At 65.3% G+C, this 16,220-nt stretch carries 16 protein-coding genes and 1 other RNA gene; 9 read left to right on the forward strand and 8 right to left on the reverse strand.

Annotation, left to right across the window (positions count from 1 at the left end; all coding sequences use genetic code 11):
- On the forward strand, positions 1-939 hold the full coding sequence (gene secF / locus ACTIFF_RS02675) for a protein translocase subunit SecF (protein WP_439535428.1): 939 nt from the start codon (positions 1-3) through the stop codon (positions 937-939).
- A gap of 351 nt (positions 940-1,290) precedes the next feature.
- On the opposite strand, the gene ACTIFF_RS02680 is transcribed toward secF, so the two are convergent.
- Both ACTIFF_RS02680 and purB read right to left on the reverse strand, forming a co-directional pair.
- Positions 1,291-1,611 (reverse strand): DUF2322 family protein, encoded by a 321-nt coding sequence (locus tag ACTIFF_RS02680; protein ID WP_439535429.1) that lies wholly within the window; start codon positions 1,609-1,611, stop codon positions 1,291-1,293.
- Positions 1,612-1,620: 9 nt separating this feature from the next.
- Positions 1,621-2,988, reverse strand: a complete 1,368-nt coding sequence (gene purB, locus ACTIFF_RS02685) for an adenylosuccinate lyase (RefSeq protein WP_439535430.1) — start codon at positions 2,986-2,988, stop codon at positions 1,621-1,623.
- A 150-nt stretch (positions 2,989-3,138) separates the two neighbouring features.
- Here purB and ACTIFF_RS02690 point away from each other — a divergent pair, with 150 nt between their 5' ends.
- Complete coding sequence (locus ACTIFF_RS02690; protein ID WP_439535431.1) at positions 3,139-3,747, forward strand: glutathione S-transferase; 609 nt, start codon at positions 3,139-3,141, stop codon at positions 3,745-3,747.
- Between the two features lie 29 nt (positions 3,748-3,776).
- Here ACTIFF_RS02690 and mnmA read toward each other — a convergent pair whose 3' ends face one another.
- Genes mnmA through ACTIFF_RS02705 form a run of 3 tightly spaced genes read right to left on the reverse strand, consistent with a single transcriptional unit; the run spans position 3,777 to position 5,951 of the window.
- Positions 3,777-4,931, reverse strand: a complete 1,155-nt coding sequence (gene mnmA / locus ACTIFF_RS02695; RefSeq protein ID WP_439535432.1) for a tRNA 2-thiouridine(34) synthase MnmA — start codon at positions 4,929-4,931, stop codon at positions 3,777-3,779.
- Positions 4,918-5,496, reverse strand: coding sequence for a hypothetical protein (locus tag ACTIFF_RS02700; protein ID WP_439535433.1), 579 nt, complete (start codon positions 5,494-5,496; stop codon positions 4,918-4,920). Before ACTIFF_RS02700 ends, mnmA begins: the two co-directional genes overlap by 14 nt.
- Positions 5,496-5,951, reverse strand: coding sequence for an NUDIX hydrolase (locus ACTIFF_RS02705; RefSeq protein WP_257079488.1), 456 nt, complete (start codon positions 5,949-5,951; stop codon positions 5,496-5,498). Before ACTIFF_RS02705 ends, ACTIFF_RS02700 begins: the two co-directional genes overlap by 1 nt.
- A gap of 96 nt (positions 5,952-6,047) precedes the next feature.
- On the opposite strand from ACTIFF_RS02705, the gene ACTIFF_RS02710 reads away from it, so the two are divergent.
- From ACTIFF_RS02710 to ACTIFF_RS02725, 4 genes are read left to right on the forward strand one after another with little or no spacing between them, the layout of a single operon-like run.
- A complete protein-coding gene (locus ACTIFF_RS02710; RefSeq protein WP_257093124.1) occupies positions 6,048-6,968 on the forward strand; it encodes a branched-chain amino acid transaminase in 921 nt (306 codons plus the stop codon).
- 18 nt (positions 6,969-6,986) lie between these two features.
- Positions 6,987-7,199, forward strand: coding sequence for a zinc-finger domain-containing protein (locus ACTIFF_RS02715; protein ID WP_439535434.1), 213 nt, complete (start codon positions 6,987-6,989; stop codon positions 7,197-7,199).
- Between the two features lie 11 nt (positions 7,200-7,210).
- On the forward strand, positions 7,211-7,642 hold the full coding sequence (locus ACTIFF_RS02720) for a nuclear transport factor 2 family protein (protein ID WP_439535435.1): 432 nt from the start codon (positions 7,211-7,213) through the stop codon (positions 7,640-7,642).
- A 26-nt stretch (positions 7,643-7,668) separates the two neighbouring features.
- Positions 7,669-8,628, forward strand: a complete 960-nt coding sequence (locus ACTIFF_RS02725; protein ID WP_439535436.1) for a hydrolase — start codon at positions 7,669-7,671, stop codon at positions 8,626-8,628.
- A 25-nt stretch (positions 8,629-8,653) separates the two neighbouring features.
- Here the strand turns inward: ACTIFF_RS02725 and ACTIFF_RS02730 are convergent, their stop codons facing one another.
- From ACTIFF_RS02730 to ACTIFF_RS02740, 3 genes are all read right to left on the reverse strand, one after another.
- Positions 8,654-10,300 carry an NAD(P)/FAD-dependent oxidoreductase gene (locus ACTIFF_RS02730; RefSeq protein ID WP_439535437.1) on the reverse strand — a complete coding sequence of 549 codons (1,647 nt, stop codon included), beginning with the start codon at positions 10,298-10,300 and terminating at the stop codon, positions 8,654-8,656.
- A gap of 143 nt (positions 10,301-10,443) precedes the next feature.
- Complete coding sequence (locus ACTIFF_RS02735) at positions 10,444-11,463, reverse strand: SPFH domain-containing protein (RefSeq protein WP_439535438.1); 1,020 nt, start codon at positions 11,461-11,463, stop codon at positions 10,444-10,446.
- An 89-nt stretch (positions 11,464-11,552) separates the two neighbouring features.
- Complete coding sequence (locus ACTIFF_RS02740) at positions 11,553-13,871, reverse strand: ATP-binding protein (RefSeq protein WP_439535439.1); 2,319 nt, start codon at positions 13,869-13,871, stop codon at positions 11,553-11,555.
- Between the two features lie 123 nt (positions 13,872-13,994).
- Here ACTIFF_RS02740 and rnpB point away from each other — a divergent pair.
- The 3 genes from rnpB to rsmH all read left to right on the forward strand — a co-directional run bounded on the left by rnpB (position 13,995) and on the right by rsmH (position 16,219).
- An RNA gene (gene rnpB / locus ACTIFF_RS02745) (RNase P RNA component class A) lies at positions 13,995-14,397 on the forward strand.
- Between the two features lie 453 nt (positions 14,398-14,850).
- A complete protein-coding gene (gene mraZ, locus ACTIFF_RS02750) occupies positions 14,851-15,303 on the forward strand; it encodes a division/cell wall cluster transcriptional repressor MraZ (RefSeq protein ID WP_439535440.1) in 453 nt (150 codons plus the stop codon).
- A gap of 1 nt (position 15,304) precedes the next feature.
- Complete coding sequence (rsmH, locus tag ACTIFF_RS02755) at positions 15,305-16,219, forward strand: 16S rRNA (cytosine(1402)-N(4))-methyltransferase RsmH (RefSeq protein ID WP_439535441.1); 915 nt, start codon at positions 15,305-15,307, stop codon at positions 16,217-16,219.
- The last annotated feature ends 1 nt before the right edge of the window (position 16,220 follow it).

The raw sequence follows: 16,220 nt of genomic DNA on the forward strand, positions 1-16,220 counted from the left end.
ATGGAATTCTTCCGCATCCGGCGCGACATCCCCTTCATGCGCAAGGCGCTGGTGTTCAACGTCATTTCGTTGCTCACCTTCCTGCTGGCCGTGTTCTTCCTGGCCACGCGCGGCCTGCATCTGTCAGTGGAATTCACCGGCGGTACGCTGATGGAGATTTCATACAGCGAAGCGGCCGACCTGCAGGGCGTGCGCAAGGCGCTGACAGACAGTGGCTTCAGCGAACCGCAGGTACAGAACTTTGGCACCGCACGTGACGTGCTGATCCGGCTGCCGCTGGTCAAGGACGTCGATTCCGCCAAGGTCAGCCAGCAGGTGATCGCCACGCTCAGCGCAGGCGACGGTCCGAAGCCCGAACTGCGGCGCGTCGAATACGTCGGCCCACAGATCGGCAAGGAGCTGGCCGAAGACGGCGCGCTGGCGCTGATGTTCGTCATCTGCGGCATCATGGCCTACTTGGCCATGCGCTTCGAATGGCGCTATGCCGTGTCGGCCATCATCGCCAACCTGCACGACGTGGTGATCATCCTCGGCTTCTTCGCCGCCTTCCAGTGGGAATTCTCGCTGCCGGTGCTGGCGGCCGTGCTGGCGGTGCTGGGTTATTCGGTGAACGAATCGGTCGTGGTGTTCGACCGCGTGCGCGAGGTGTTCCGCAACGCCCGCAAGCGCACGCTGACGGTGGCCGAGGTCATGGACAACGCGATCACCAGCACGATCTCGCGCACCATCATCACGCACGGTTCAACCCAGATGATGGTGCTGTCGATGCTGCTGTTCGGCGGCGAGGCGCTGCACTACTTCGCGGTGGCGCTGACCATCGGCATCTGTTTCGGCATCTATTCGTCGGTGCTCGTCGCCTGCCCGCTGGCGATGTGGCTGGGCGTCAAGCGCGAACAACTGATCAAGCCGCCCAAGCGCAAGGAAGAAGCGGTCGTCTGAGTTGACCGGCGGTCGGAGGCACGACCCAGTCTGCCTTCGGGTACTGCCGTTCTGATTCGACGCGAGAACGTTGGGCATCGCTGCGCTCACCCCAACCTACCTGCCGGAGGCCTGCAGCCAGGCTCACCGTAGTGATGCCAGACGCGAACACCCCCGAAGCCTGGCTTGACGCGGCGCTGCCCTGCTTGACCCACCCGGTAGGTTGGGGTGAGCGCAGCGATGTCCGACGACCGACCCGAGCCCGCGCGCCTGCGCGGGCGGTTGCACCCGGGCGCTGCCGCGGCGCGTTGTATCGAGCGGCGTATCGCGTCGGTCGGGGCGCCGCCGCTCCACCCCGCCGAATCCGACCGCTCAGGGCTGAGCGAAAACCTGCTTCACGCGCAAGGTCTGACCGCTGTCGACCAGCGCGATCAGCCGGTCGATGTTCGGATGCTTTCCCGGATTGGCACGCGCGTCGACGGTGTGCTCGCCATACAGATCCAGGCCCTGCTTCGATGCATCAGGCGTGATGGCACCATGCAGCTGGGCGAGGTGGTTGTATACCGCCAGCGACCCGGCTTGGCCGGGCTTGTTCTCGATGGTCGCGACCACTTCTCCGGCGGCATCGATCAATTGCAGCGCCGCCAGATGCGACACGCCGGGCAGGGTTTTGAGCGTTTCGGCAAAACTCATGATGCGTCCTCAGATGGCGGCAGCCAGACGGGCCGCGTCGCCGATGTAGCTGGCGGGCGTCATCGCCAGCAAGCGTTCGCGCTCCGCCGCCGGAATGTTGAGACCACTGATGAAGGCCTGCAGCGCCTCGCGCGTGATGCCGCGGCCGCGCGTCAGTTCCTTCAGCTGTTCGTACGGATTGGGCACACCGTAGCGACGCATCACGGTCTGCACCGGCTCGGCCAGCACTTCCCAGCAGGCGTCGAGATCGGCTGCCAGCGTATCCGGCTCGGCCACCAGCTTGCCCAGCCCGCGCGACAGCGAATCCAGCGCCAGCACGGTGTAGCCGAAGGCCACGCCCATATTGCGCAGCACGGTCGAATCGGTCAGGTCACGCTGCATGCGCGACACCGGCAGCTTGTCCGACAGGTGGCGCAACAGTGCGTTGGCCAGCCCCAGATTGCCTTCGGCGTTCTCGAAGTCGATCGGATTCACCTTGTGCGGCATGGTCGAACTGCCGATCTCGCCGGCCTTCAGTTTCTGGCGGAAGTAGCCGAGCGAGATGTACATCCAGAAGTCGCGCGCCGCATCGAGCAGAATGGTGTTGCCGCGCGACATGGCGTCGAACAGCTCGGCCATCGCGTCGTGCGGTTCGATCTGGATCGTATAGGGGTTGAATTCCAGCCCGAACGATTCGATGAACACGCGGTTGAACTGCGCCCAGTCGACGTCCGGATAGGCCGACAGGTGGGCGTTGTAATTGCCGACCGCACCATTGAACTTGGCGGTCAGGCTGACCGCGGCGACGCGCGCACGGGCGCGCATCAGGCGCGCGGCGATGTTCGCCATCTCCTTGCCCAGCGTGGTCGGGCTGGCCGGCTGGCCGTGCGTGCGCGACAGCATCGGCAACGCGGCGAATTCGTGTGCCATGGCGCGCAATGACGCGATCACGCCATCGAGCGCCGGCAGCAGCGTGTCGGCGCGCGCCTCGTTGAGCATCAGTGCGTGCGACACGTTGTTGATGTCTTCCGACGTGCAGGCGAAGTGGATGAATTCGGACACCCCGGTCACTTCGGCATTGTTCGCCAGCCGGTCCTTCAGCCAGTACTCCATCGCCTTCACGTCGTGATTGGTGCGCGCTTCGATCGCCTTGATCGCGGCGGCGTCGACCACGCTGAAATCGCGTACGACAGCGTCAAGCTCGGCCAGTGTCGCCTGCGAGAAGGCAGGTACTTCGCCGATCTGCGCATCGGCAGCCAGCGCACGCAACCATGCGATTTCGACGCGTACGCGGTTGCGGATCAGGCCGAACTCGCTGAAATGACCGCGCAAGGGATCGAGTTTGGCGGCGTAACGACCGTCCAGCGGCGACAGCGCGGTGAGGGTGTGGGCACTCATGAAGGACCTGCGGGAAGGAAGGGATCGAAGGCCACGAAGCAGTTCTGCCCGGGCAGCGCGGCGCGAATTTTATCATGCACCGCATGATGGCCCCGCCTTGCGGGAACGGCCCGGACGCTATACTCGGCTGCTCTCCCATCGGTGCTGTCCATGAAACTCGTCGGTTCCTACACCAGTCCTTACGTGCGCAAGGCGCGCGTGGTGCTTGCAGAAAAGAAGATCGACTGCGAATTCGTGCTCGACTCGCCCTGGCTCGAAGGCACGGGCGTCCCGGATGTGAACCCGCTGGGCAAGATTCCGGTGCTGGTACTCGATGACGATACCTGTCTGTTCGATTCGCGCGTGATCGTCGAATACCTCGACGGTGTGGCGCCGAACAACAAGCTGCTGCCGTCCACCGCCCGCGAGCGCGCACTGGTCAAGCGCTGGGAGGCGCTGGCCGACGGCATGACCGACGCTGCGGTGGCCATCGTGCTGGAAGTGCGCCGGATGGTCAGCGAACAGAACGCGAGCTGGATTTCGCGTCAGCGCACGAAAATCGACCGTGCGCTGAACACGCTGGCAGCCGATCTGGGCGATGGCGCGTGGTGCCACGGCAACAGCATTTCGCTGGCTGACATCGCGGTGGGTTCCGCGCTCGGCTACCTCGACTTCCGCTTTCCGGAGCTGGACTGGCGCGCGCGACACGCCAACCTCGCCAAGCTGCAGGACAAGCTGATGCAGCGCCCATCACTCGCCGAAACCGTACCGGTCGAATAAGGTCGGCGCCAACCCGGTCGGCACAAAGTTCAGGCTGCGCTGCCGGCAGCGGTGATGACCCCGCCCCCCAGACAGACCCGGCTTTCGTAGACCACTACACTCTGGCCCGGCGTGACCGCCCACTGCGCTTCGGCAAAAGCGATGTCGCAGCGCTCAGCATCGACCGCGTCGATGCTGCACGGCGCATCCGCCTGGCGGTAGCGGGTCTTGGCCGCATACACCCAGTGCGTGTGCGGAAGCTCGCCCGACACCCATGACAGGTCGCCCGCCACCAGCCGTTCGGACAGCAGGGCCGGATGATCGTGGCCGCGCACCACGTACAGCACGTTGCTGGCCATGTCCTTGCGCACCGCATACCACGCGTCGTGTTCGCCGGCGTCATCCGCCATGCCCTTGAGCCCGCCGATCCCCAGTCCTTTGCGCTGGCCGATCGTGTGATACATCAAGCCTTCATGGCGGCCGAGCACACGGTCGGTATCCAGATCGCGGATGTCGCCCGGCGTGACCGGCAGGTAACGCTGCAGGAATTCGCGGAATGGCCGCTCGCCGACGAAGCATATGCCGGTCGAATCCTTCTTGCCGGCGTTGGCCAGCCCAGCGTCGGCCGCGATGCGGCGAACGTCGCGCTTGGGCAGATGACCCACCGGAAACAGCGTGTGCGACAGCTGCGCCTGATTCAGCCGATGCAGAAAATAGCTCTGGTCCTTGTTGCCGTCCTCACCCTTGAGCAGCTGGAAGCGGCCCTGGAACTCGCGTACCTGCGCATAGTGGCCGGTGGCGATGCGCTTTGCCCCGAGCTGCATCGCGTGATCGAGAAAGGCGCTGAACTTGATCTCGGCGTTGCACAGCACGTCGGGGTTGGGTGTGCGGCCGGCCTGGTATTCGCGCAGGAAACTCGAAAAAACGCGGTCCTTGTATTCGGCCGAAAAATTGACCACTTCAAGGTCCATGCCGATCACGTCGGCCGCCGACACGGCGTCGATCAGATCCTGCCGGGTCGAGCAGTATTCGTCGGTGTCGTCGTCCTCCCAGTTCTTCATGAACAAGCCGACCACCTTGTAGCCGGCGCGCTTGAGCAGCAGCGCCGACACCGACGAATCGACGCCGCCCGACATGCCCACGACCACGGTTTCACCCGGTTCACCCGGTTCACCCGGTTCGGCCGCTGTTTCAGCGCCGTGCATTCCAGTCATCCGGATATCCCCCATTCTTCCAGTGTTCCATGTCCATCACGACCGGCGGTTCGCCGTGGTCGCGAAACCAGGTATCGACCGCGTACCGTCGGCCGCTTTCGGTGTCTTCGATCACCGCGGTGAAATGCTGCATGATGACCCAGCTGGTGCGCCGCGCGATGTCCAGCACCCGATGGTGACGCAGGGCGCCTGCCTCCTGCAGCTGTTCGAGCATCACGGTGGTGGTGTGCGCGTGGTCGATGCAGTCCATGCGCCCTTCGGCCCCGAGATCGAGGTAGTCGCCGGCGCGGTCGGCGCCGATCGGAGACTGCTCGCCGGCCCAGCGGTACATGCGCGCGATCACCCACTCGAGCTGCTCGCGTTCGCCGGCGGCATCGCTCGCCTTGAGCATTTCACCGACCAGCACGGCGCGCTGCTCGGGCGCGAGGCTGACCGTCTGCACGACGAGGCAGCCGTAGTTGAAGCAGATGTCGAGTTCGAGGTGCTGCGCCATGCCCGGCATCGCCTGAACCTGCAGCGCACTGCACAGCACCATCCCCGCCAGCAATCGCCGCATCAGGAAAAGTGCCGCACGACCGCCAGCGGCAGGCGCACGTCGGCCAGCCAGTCCTGCACGCACGCCCACACCAGCGGGCTGCGATGGCGCTCGCGACTGGCTTCGATCTCTTCGGGCGTCATCCAGAAGGCGCGCACGATGCCGTCGTCCAGCGCGCGGCCGGCGATCTGCTCGCCGCTTTCGCCGGAAAACGCAAAGCGCAGGTAGGTAACTTCGCCGTCGGGCCGGCGCCATTGATAGACACCGACCAGCGCCTGCGGCACGAAGGGATGGGCGGTTTCCTCCATCGCTTCGCGGGCACACGCCTCGACCAGCGACTCGCCCTCTTCCAGATGGCCGGCCGGCTGGTTCAGCATCAGCCCCTTCGACGTTTCCTCTTCCACCATCAGGAAGCGGCCCCGGTACTCCATCAGGGCGGCCACCGTGACATTGGGCTTCCATATGCGTTCGCTCATCCATCGATTTTAACGCGAGCCGCTGCGATGACCGTCGCCGCACTGCGCGCATCAGCTAAAATCGCGCGCTTATCGCAATCCACTGGAGTGTTTCTCATGTCGATGGCCGACCGCGACGGTTTTATCTGGTACGACGGCAAGATGGTGCCCTGGCGCGAGGCCACCACGCACGTACTGACCCACTCGCTGCACTACGGTCTGGCCGTCTTCGAGGGTGTGCGCGCCTACCACACCGAGATCGGGACCGCGATCTACCGCCTGAAGGAACACACCGACCGGCTGTTCAATTCGGCGCACATCTACATGATGAAGATGCCTTACAGCCGCGAGGAAATCATGGAAGCGCAGCTTGAAGTGGTGCGCGCCAACAAGCTGGAATCCTGCTACATCCGGCCGATCGCCTTCTTCGGCTCGGAAAAGATGGGGATTTCCACGCGTGGCGCCTCGGTGCATGTGTCGATCGCCGCCTGGCCCTGGGGCGCCTACCTCGGCGAGGACGGGCTGAAGAAGGGCATCCGGGTCAAGACCTCGTCCTTCTCGCGCCACCACGTCAATGTGTCGATGTGCCGCGCCAAGTACTCGGGCACCTACGCCAACTCCATCCTCGCCAACATGGAAGCGACCGACCTCGGCTACGACGAGGCGCTGCTGCTCGACGTCGATGGCTTCGTCGCCGAAGGTGCGGGCGAAAACCTGTTCGTGGTGAAGGACAACAAGATCTACGAACCGGAAATCGCCTCGGCGCTGGTCGGCATCACGCGCGCATCGGTGATCGAGATCGCCGCCGAATTCGGCTATCAGGTGGTGTCGAAGCGGCTGACGCGCGACGACGTCTACACCGCGGACGAGGCTTTCTTCACCGGCACCGCCGCCGAAGTGACACCGATCCGCGAACTCGACAACCGGGTCATCGGCAGCGGCACGCGCGGCCCGGTCACCGAAAAGCTGCAGGCGCGCTTCTTCGACATCGTCAATGGCCGCGCGCCCGAGTACCACCGCTGGCTGACCAAGATCTGAACCTGGAGCCCATCTGCCATGAACCCAGCCGTGAGTGATTCCAGCCGCGACCGCGCACGCGACGTCGAAGTGGGTGCGAGCGATCTGCCGCTGCACTGCCCGCTCCCCGGCGCACCGCTGTGGGCGCGCCATCCGCGTGTGTTCCTCGACGTGACCAAGACCGGCGAGGCCGCCTGCCCGTACTGCGGTACGCGCTACCGCTACAACGGCCCGGCACCCGCCGGCCACTGAGTCCACTGACCATGGAAATGCCCCGCAAGGCCTTTTTCGCGACGCCTCAGGAAGCCGAAGCGGCCTTTTACGAAGCACGCGCGCGGGGCGACATCGAAGCCATGATGGCGGTGTGGGGCGACGAGGACGACATCATCTGCGCGCTGGCCGGCTGCCCGCGTGCCAGCGGCTACGAAGAAGTCCGCGATGCCTGGCGGCGCGTGTTCGCCGGTACCCGGGTCGATGTACGGGTGATCAACGCGCAGATCATGCAGGGCGTGCTGCAGTCCATCCACAGCCTGAACGAACAGTGCAGCGCCGCCGGTGACCGCGCGTCGCGTCCGCTGCTCATCGTGACCAACGTCTATCTGCGCGGTCCGCTGGGCTGGCACATGGTGCTGCACCACGCTTCCGCCGCCCCGGCGACACAGGAGACGGCGGGCCCGCCGAAAATACTCCACTGAGTACTTCATCGAGTCCTGCACCGAGCGTGTCGCCGCCCCGCTTCCGCCCGGCGCTCTGGCTGCCCGGCGGCCATGCGCAGACCATCTGGCCCCGCTTCATCCTGCCGCCGCTGCCTGCACTGGCACGCGAGCGCATCGATACGCCCGATGGCGACTTCATCGATCTCGACTGGTTGCCCCCGCGCGAACATCAACCGCTCATCATGCTGCTGCACGGGCTGGAAGGCAGTTCGGAAAGCCATTACGCGCGGGCGCTGATGCGTGCCGTCGACGCGCGCGGCTGGAACGGCGTGGTGGTGCATGCGCGCGGCTGTTCCGGCGAACCGAACCGGCTGGTACGCGCCTATCACTCGGGTGACAGCGCCGAGCTGGACTGGCTGCTGCCACGTGTCGTGCCGCGCATGCAGGGACAGCCGGTGCATGCGGTCGGCGTGTCGCTCGGCGGCAATGTGCTGTGCAAGTGGCTGGGCGAGCAGGGCCACGGCGCATCGCGCTGGCTGCGCAGCGCGGCGTCGGTCTGCGCACCGGTCGATCTGGGGGCCGCCGGGCGCGCGCTCGACCAGGGTTTCAACCGCGTCTACACGCAGTACTTCCTGCGCACGATGAAGCCGCGTGCCCTGCACAAGGCCGCGCTGTTTCCGGGCGTGCTCGATGCCTCGGCGATTGCGGCCAGCGCGTCGATCAAGGCGTTCGACGACGCCGTCACCTCGCAACTGCATGGCTTCAGGGATGCCGACGATTACTGGACGCGCTGCTCGGCGCGCCCGCTGCTGCGCGAGGTGCGCGTGCCGCTTCTGCTGCTACAGGCGCTGAACGACCCGATGGTGCCTGACTGGTCGCTCGCCACGCCGCAGATGCTGTCGTCCGACGTACTGCCTGAATACACCGCGCAGGGCGGCCATGTCGGCTATGTGAGCGGTACGCCGACAGGTCATCTCGACTGGCTGCCGCAACGGCTACTGCACTTCTTCGAGCACGGGCGCTGACCGGATCACCGGCCGCGGACGGTGCCTAAGACAGCCCGACAGATCGCGGCGTGCCTGCGCTGACGCGCGACCCGCCTGCCATGCTCAACGCCACGGCCTCCGCCACCTCGATGCCATCGATCGCTGCCGAAAGGATGCCGCCGGCGTAGCTTGCGCCTTCGCCGGCCGGATACAGCCCGACGGTGTTCAGGCTCTGGTAGCTCACCGGATCACGCTTGATGCGGATCGGCGAGGACGTGCGCGTCTCCACGCCGGTCAGCACCGCGTCATGCATCGCGAAACCCTTGATCTGCCGGTCGAACGCCGGCAGCGCCTCGCGGATGGCCGTGATGGCGTAGTCGGGCAACGCGCCATCCAGCGCGCCCAGCCGGACACCCGGCGTGTAGGACGGCGTCACCACACCGAGCTGCGTCGACGGCCGCGCAGCGATGAAATCGCCGACCAGTTGACCCGGCGCGCTGTAGTCGCCGCCCCCCAGTACGAAGGCACGCGATTCCCACTGGCGCTGGAACGCAATGCCGGCCAGCGGGTGCCCCGGATAGTCCTCCGGCGAAATGCCCACCACGATGCCGGCGTTGGCATTGCGCTCGTTGCGCGAATACTGGCTCATGCCATTGGTGACGACGCGGCCCGGTTCCGAGGTGGCCGCGACCACGGTGCCGCCCGGACACATGCAGAAGCTGTACACCGAACGGCCGTTGGATGCGTGGTGCACCAGCTTGTAGTCGGCCGCGCCCAGCAATTCGTGTCCGGCGTAGTCGCCGAAGCGGCAGCGGTCGATCAGCGCCTGCGGATGTTCGATGCGGAAACCGACCGAGAACGGCTTCGCTTCCATATAGACACCGCGCTCGTGGAGCATTTCGAAGGTGTCGCGTGCGCTGTGGCCCACCGCCAGCACGACATGATCGGCGGCAATGATTTCGCCGCCTGCCAGCATCACGCCGCGTACCTTGCGGTCTTCGATGATCAGGTCCTCGACGCGCGACCTGAAGCGGATTTCACCCCCCAGCGCCTCGATTTCCGCACGCATCTTCTCGACCATGCCGACCAGCCGGAAGGTACCGATGTGCGGCTTGCTGACGTACAGGATTTCTTCCGGCGCACCGGCCTTGACGAATTCCTTCAGCACCTTGCGCCCGTAGTGCTTCGGATCCTTGACCTGGCTGTACAGCTTGCCGTCGGAAAAGGTGCCGGCGCCGCCCTCGCCGAACTGCACGTTCGATTCCGGATCCAGCACATGCTTGCGCCACAGGCCCCAGGTGTCCTTCGTGCGCTCGCGCACCGCCTTGCCACGCTCCAGCACGATGGGGCGAAATCCCATCTGCGCGAGCACCAGCGCCGCCAGAATGCCGCATGGCCCCATGCCGATGATGACCGGGCGCTGCGCCAGGCCGGCGGGGGCCCGGGCAACGAAGCGGTAGTCCATGTCGGGTGTGGGGTGTACGTGAGGAACGCCCTTCAGGCGCGCCAGCACGGCGGCTTCATTCGCCAGCTCCACATCGAGCGAGTAGATGAGGAAGATGTTCGAGCGCTTGCGCGCGTCGTAGCTACGCTTGAATACCGTACAGGACAGCAGTTCGCCGGGCGCGATGCGCAGCCGCTCGAGCACGGCGGCACACAGCGCCTCATCCGGGTGATCGAGGGGCAGCTTGACTTCGGTTAATCGCAACATGCAGGACTGGGGCGTTGCCGCCGGGCTGTGTATCGTTCAACCGTCGAGTCTACCTTCAGGGCGACGGCAATACGCAGCATCGATCGCCAGCCGGCAATGCCGGCGCGTCCGCCGGGACGCGCCGCACCGTGCCACCGCTGCGTTCAGCCGGTGATCTGCTTCAGCAATGCTGCCTTGGCGGCGGTGTAATCGGCTTCGGTGATCAAACCGCCATCAAGCAGCGATTTCAGCTTGCCCAGCTTCGCTTCGGGCGTATCGGCCGCTGCCTGCGCCGAAGCCGCCGGGGTTGCCGCTGCTGGCAATACCGACCCTCGCATCGCCTCGGTCATCACCTGACCCATGCTCAGCCCGGCGCCCAGGCTGGCGCCGATGCCGGCCAGTCCGCCTTCGTTCTGCGCCGCCATCGGAATGGCCGTGGCGGTCTGATACTGGGTGAAGGCGGCCAGATTGCCGGCCATGCCCATCGATACCCGGGTATCGAAGGCTTTCTGAAGTTCTTCCGGCAGCGACACGCTTTCAACCGCGAAATTGTCCAGCGCAACGCCGTAGCGTTCGAACACCGGCGCCATCGCCTCCTTCATGCGCTCGCCCAGCAGGCCGAAATTGGTCGCCATGTCGAGGAATGGCAGTTCCGACACGCCGAGCGTGTTGCTCATCGCCGACACGATCAGGTTGCGCAGCTGCATCTCGAGATCATCGACCGTGTAGATGTCGCGCGTGCCGCTGATTTCCGCAAAGAACTGCTTCGGGTCGGCCAGCCGGTAGGAATACACGCCGAATGCGCGCAGCCTGACCATGCCGAAATCCTTGTCGCGCACCGTCACCGGTTGAGCCGTGCCCCACGTGCGGCCCAGTTGCAGCCGGGTGCTGAAGAAATAGACGTCGCTCTTGAAGGGCGATTCGAACAGCTTGTCCCAGTTCTGAAGATAGGTCAGCACCGGCAGCGTACTGGTCTTGAGCACGTGGCGACCGGGACCGAGCACATCGGCGATGCGCCCTTCATTGACGAACAGTGCCGCCTGCGACTCGCGTACGGTCAGCTGCGCCCCGTACTGGATTTCGGCGTCCTGCATCGGATGCCGCCAGGCCAGCGTGCCATCGCCGTCTTCCTGCCACTGCAGTACGTCGATGAACTGTTTCTTGATGAAGTCGCCGATACCCATTTCACATCCTCTCCGGAAAGACCTGCCGTGAAACCACTGCGCACTCTAGCGCCTACCCCCGGGCACCGCAACGCGCCCCGGACGTCAGCTCAAGTCGTTGTTTCCACTTCTATTTGAGTTGATTCTGTCGAGTACCCATCCAGCTCGCGGGCCGCCAGCCACAGTTCAATGCAGGCGCCGCAGTCGTCCCGGTTCGCCGCCCGTATCCAGCCGCCGTGCAGATTGACGATCTCGCGACAGATGGCGAGTCCGAGCCCGGTACCGCCTTCGGCGCCACGAAGGCGTGCCGCCTGCTCGAACTGGTCGAAGATGCGCTCGCGATCTTCTTCGGCGATGCCCGGTCCGTGATCTGACACGCGTAGCAACACACCCGCCACACCTTCATGTTCATGCCGCTCGAGCGACAAAAGCACTTCGGCAGACGGTGGCGAAAAGCGGATCGCATTGTCGAGCAGCGTGCGCAGCACCTGTGCCATCCGCTGCGCGTCGGCCTGCAACGGCACCTGCGGGAACAAGCCGGTCATCCGCATATGCACCCCGCGTTCGACTGCAACAGCCTGCATCTGCGCAATCGCCTCGGCCACCAGCGATTCCAGATCGCAGCTTGATGCGTTCAGCTTGATCGCGCCGCCTTCCAGGCGCGACAGGTCAAGCAGATCGTCGACCAGCGCAAGCAGACGGTCACCGTGTTCGCGGATCACCTCGAAGCGCCGGCGCGTGACGTCGGCCAGTGGCGGCCTGTCGCGCAACGCCAGCCGGGAAAACGCGAGGATGGCGTGAATGGGCGTGCGCAGTTCATGCGACATGCTGGCCATGAAGCGGCTCTTGGCGCGGTTGGCGTGTTCGGCCATGCGCCGCGCCGACATGCTGTCGGACAGCTGCACCTCGATCAGTTCGCTCAGGCGATCCCGGTGCCGTTTCAGTTCGGTCTCGGCGCGTTGCCGGCCGCGGTCGCGAATGCCCGCCTGAAGAATCAGGCCAAACGTACTGATCGCCGCCTGCACGCCGGTGCAGCACGCTTCCGGCAGAGCCAGGGGGAGGTCAAGGCCGACCAGACCGACCAGACGCCGGTCACTCATCACCGCGAAGCACACCCGTTCCCCGGGCTGGCCATCGAGCGCAGCCGACGCCACGACAGCGCCGGACTCCTGCGTGCTGCGATCGGCTTTCAGGGCTTCATCGATCAGTCCGGGATGCACGGCAAGCCAGTCGGTGTCGCGGCAGGCCAGCAGATTCACCTGCGGCTCGTGGCGCGGGTCGTGCATGACTTCGGCGATGAAACCGTCGCTCGCTCCCGCCAGGTCAAGCAGGATGTCGAGCATGGCGGCGAACAGCGCTTCGCCGGACTCACCCCGGATGAAGCGCGCCTGCAGGCGACCCAGCATGGCCAGTTGCTCGCGGCTGCGCTCGAGCGCCTGTTCGCTGCGCTTGCGCTCGCTGATGTCGCGCGCAAAGCCGACCGTGCCCAGCAGTTCGCCGTTCTCGTCGAGCACGGGTGCCTTCCACACTTCAAGGCAGATCGATCCGGTACCGGATGCGACGAAGGACTCTGAGCAGCGCGGCAGGCGGCTGTTCAGCACTTCGATGTCGTCGGCCCGGTAGGCGTCGGCGCAGTCGGTCGGCCACAGGTCGTGATCCTGCAGGCCACAGGCCTCGTCCGGATCGTTCAGCCCGCCGGCCAGTGCGAGCGGCTTGTTCACCGCGAGAAAGCGCAGGTCGCGATCCTTCAGCCACACCATGAATGGAAAATTGTCGAGCAGCGCGCGCTGATAGCGCATCGCGCGGTGCAACTCGCGCTCCATGCGCCAGCGGTCGGTCATGTCCTGCACGATACCGGCCAGCACCGGCGCATCCGTGCCAGAGCCGCCTGCCGCCGCCGCGCCTGCGGACTCGACGCGGCCTTCGAACAGCACGCGCCGTTCGCCATCCGGGTGGCTGACACAGAATTCGGTACGGTAATGCGCACCGGCCTGCGCAGCACGCCAGGCGCGTTCGAGCGGCAGACGATCGTCCGCCGCAACATGGGCGAGCAGCTGCTCGAAGGACACCAGGGCAGCGCCGTCGATGCCGAGTATCCGCCGCGCGCGGCCCGACCATTCGAACGCGCCGCGCGCGTGTGACCAGTTGCCGGTGCGGCCCAGCGTGTGCGCCCGTTCGAGTTCGACGTGCAGCTGTTCAAGTTCCTGTCGCGCAGCATCAAGCCGCACACCGACTGCCCAGAGCGCCAGACAGACGATCAGCACCGGCACCAGCAGCGGCGCCAGACCGAGGCGGGACACGCGACCCGCACCCGCCAGTCCGGTCGCACCGGCCAGTTCGGCCACCAGCAGACCGATCACCAGCGCGGCCAGCAGGTAGGCCAGCCAGTGACGGGCAAGATGTCGGGCAGACTGCAGCGACAGGTTCATGGGCGGAAGGAGGGCCTTCAGGGTCGAAGTTCTGACCCATCTGAACGGCCGGCGACGCGGGTTCTTGAGTACGGCGGACGATGTTTCCGGCGTCCGGCCGACGAACGGGTAGAATCCGCGCCGGAAGTCCGCCGGGCAACCGCGGCGCGCAAGCGCGGAGGAAAGTCCGGGCCCCGCAGAGCAGGATGCCGGCTAACGGCCGGGCGCAGCAAGCCGCGCGAAAGCGCGGCCCAAGGCGACGGAAAGTGGAACAGAAAACATACCGCCGATGGCCGCAAGGATCAGGCAAGGTTGAAATGGTGCGCCGCAAGGCGGGCGGTAACGCCGGGTAAGAGCCCACCGCGTGCGCGGCAACGCGCACGGCACGCAAAACCCCATCCGGGGCAAGGCCAAATAGGGAAGCGATGACGCGGCTCGCGTCGCTTCCGGGTAGGCTGCTCGAGCGACGTGGCAACACGTCGCCCAGATGAATGGTTGCCAGTGCGTTCGCGCACAACAGAACCCGGCTTACAGGCGGACTTCCACTCCCCTGGCTCGTTTGCCCCCTGCCCGCCTCTCCCGCATCCACCCGGTTCTACCCGCCCGATTCCCTGACCCTTCGCTGCTGCTTTCCCACACCGGCACGCAGCGGCGGCCGCGCCATTCCGCACCACTTCCGCCCCACTTTGCCCCACCGCGCCTTGGTGAGCGGGCAGCTTCTCATCAAGCACATTCAATTCATTTTCTATCCCATTAAAAACAAAAGGTTTTTACCTGAAACAGCGTGAAAAATTCACGCTAAGTCATTGTTGCGACAACAGTTTTGCTTGCATCCGTCTATTGACCCTGGCGCAGCCGAAAGCTAAAGTGGAACAATATTGGATATATAGTGGATTGAAAGTGGGAATGCGATGATTCGCCGGCCAAGCCGCATTCCCGAATCACCCCACAATCAGCTGTATATATCCACAGTATTTGATTCACTTTCTCGGGCATACGAATGTTCTACGGGACAACCCGGCTCACGATGGACGACAAGCATCGGCTTGTCGTCCCCGCTCGTCCGCGCAAGAAGCTGCTGGACCTGTGCGGCGGCGAAGTCGTGATGACGGCGCGTACCCGGGACTTCGTACTGCTCTATCCCGAGCCTGAATTCCTCGCCCTGATGAGCCGGCTCGAGGTCATGCCCGATCTCGACCAGGCCAGCGACGACTTCAAACGCAGCTTCACCGCCAATGCGCGCAACGAAACCATCGATCGCGCCGGCCGGCTCCTGCTGTGCAGCGACCTGCGCGAGCGTGCCGGTCTGAACAAGAGCGTGATGCTGGTGGGCCGCGGTAACCGCTTTGAAATCTGGGACGAAACACGCTGGAACGAAGAGGCCCGGGCGCGCGACGAGCGCGAACAGGCGGCGGAACTGCCACCCGACGTCGTCGGCAACTTCAGGTTCTGACATGGCGCACATCCCGGTACTGCTCACCGAAGCACTCGATGCGCTGGCGGTGCGCCCCGACGGCGTCTACGTCGACGGCACCTTCGGCCGTGGTGGCCACAGCCGCGGGCTGCTCGCCCGGCTGGGCGCGAACGGCCGGCTGATCGCGCTTGATCGCGACCCGAGCGCCATCGCAGCCGGGCAAGCCATCATCGATGAACGCTTCACGCTGGTGCATGCGCGCTTCGCCGAACTGGCCGAGGTGCTGGACGAGCTCGGCGTGACCGCGGTCGACGGCGTGCTGCTGGACATCGGCGTGTCATCGCCGCAGCTCGACGACGCGGAACGGGGCATGAGTTTCAGGCAGGACGCACCGCTGGACATGCGCATGGACACCAGCCGGGGCGAAACAGTGGCGCAGTGGTTGGCGCGGGCAGACGAAGCAGACATCAGGGAGGTCATCAGGGACTATGGCGAAGAACGGTTTGCTTCAGCGATTGCAAAGGCGATTGTTGCTGCTCGGAGCGAGCGGCCTGTCGACACCACATACCAGCTTGCCCAGATCGTGGCGTCCGCTGTCCGTACGCGGGAGGCGGGCCAGCATCCGGCGACGCGGAGCTTTCAAGCTCTACGGATTTTCATCAATAAGGAGCTTGAAGAGCTTTCGCTAGTGCTGCCGCAGGCGCTGGCTGTGCTGAAGCCCTCCGGCCGGCTGGCGGTGATCTGTTTCCATTCTCTGGAAGACCGCATCGTCAAGCGCTTCATGGCTGATCAGGCCAATCCGCCGCAGCCGCCGCGTGGCCTGCCGCTGCGCGCCGACCAGTTGCCGCGGCCGACGATGACCCTGATCGCACGCATCCGCGCCGGCAGCGAAGAAGTGGCGGCGAACCCGCGCGCGCGCAGCGCCACGCTGCGCGTGGCCGAGAAGGCGGCCTGAC

It is taken from the genome of Methyloversatilis sp. (assembly GCF_051861465.1).
In the GTDB taxonomy this organism is placed as follows: domain Bacteria; phylum Pseudomonadota; class Gammaproteobacteria; order Burkholderiales; family Rhodocyclaceae; genus Methyloversatilis.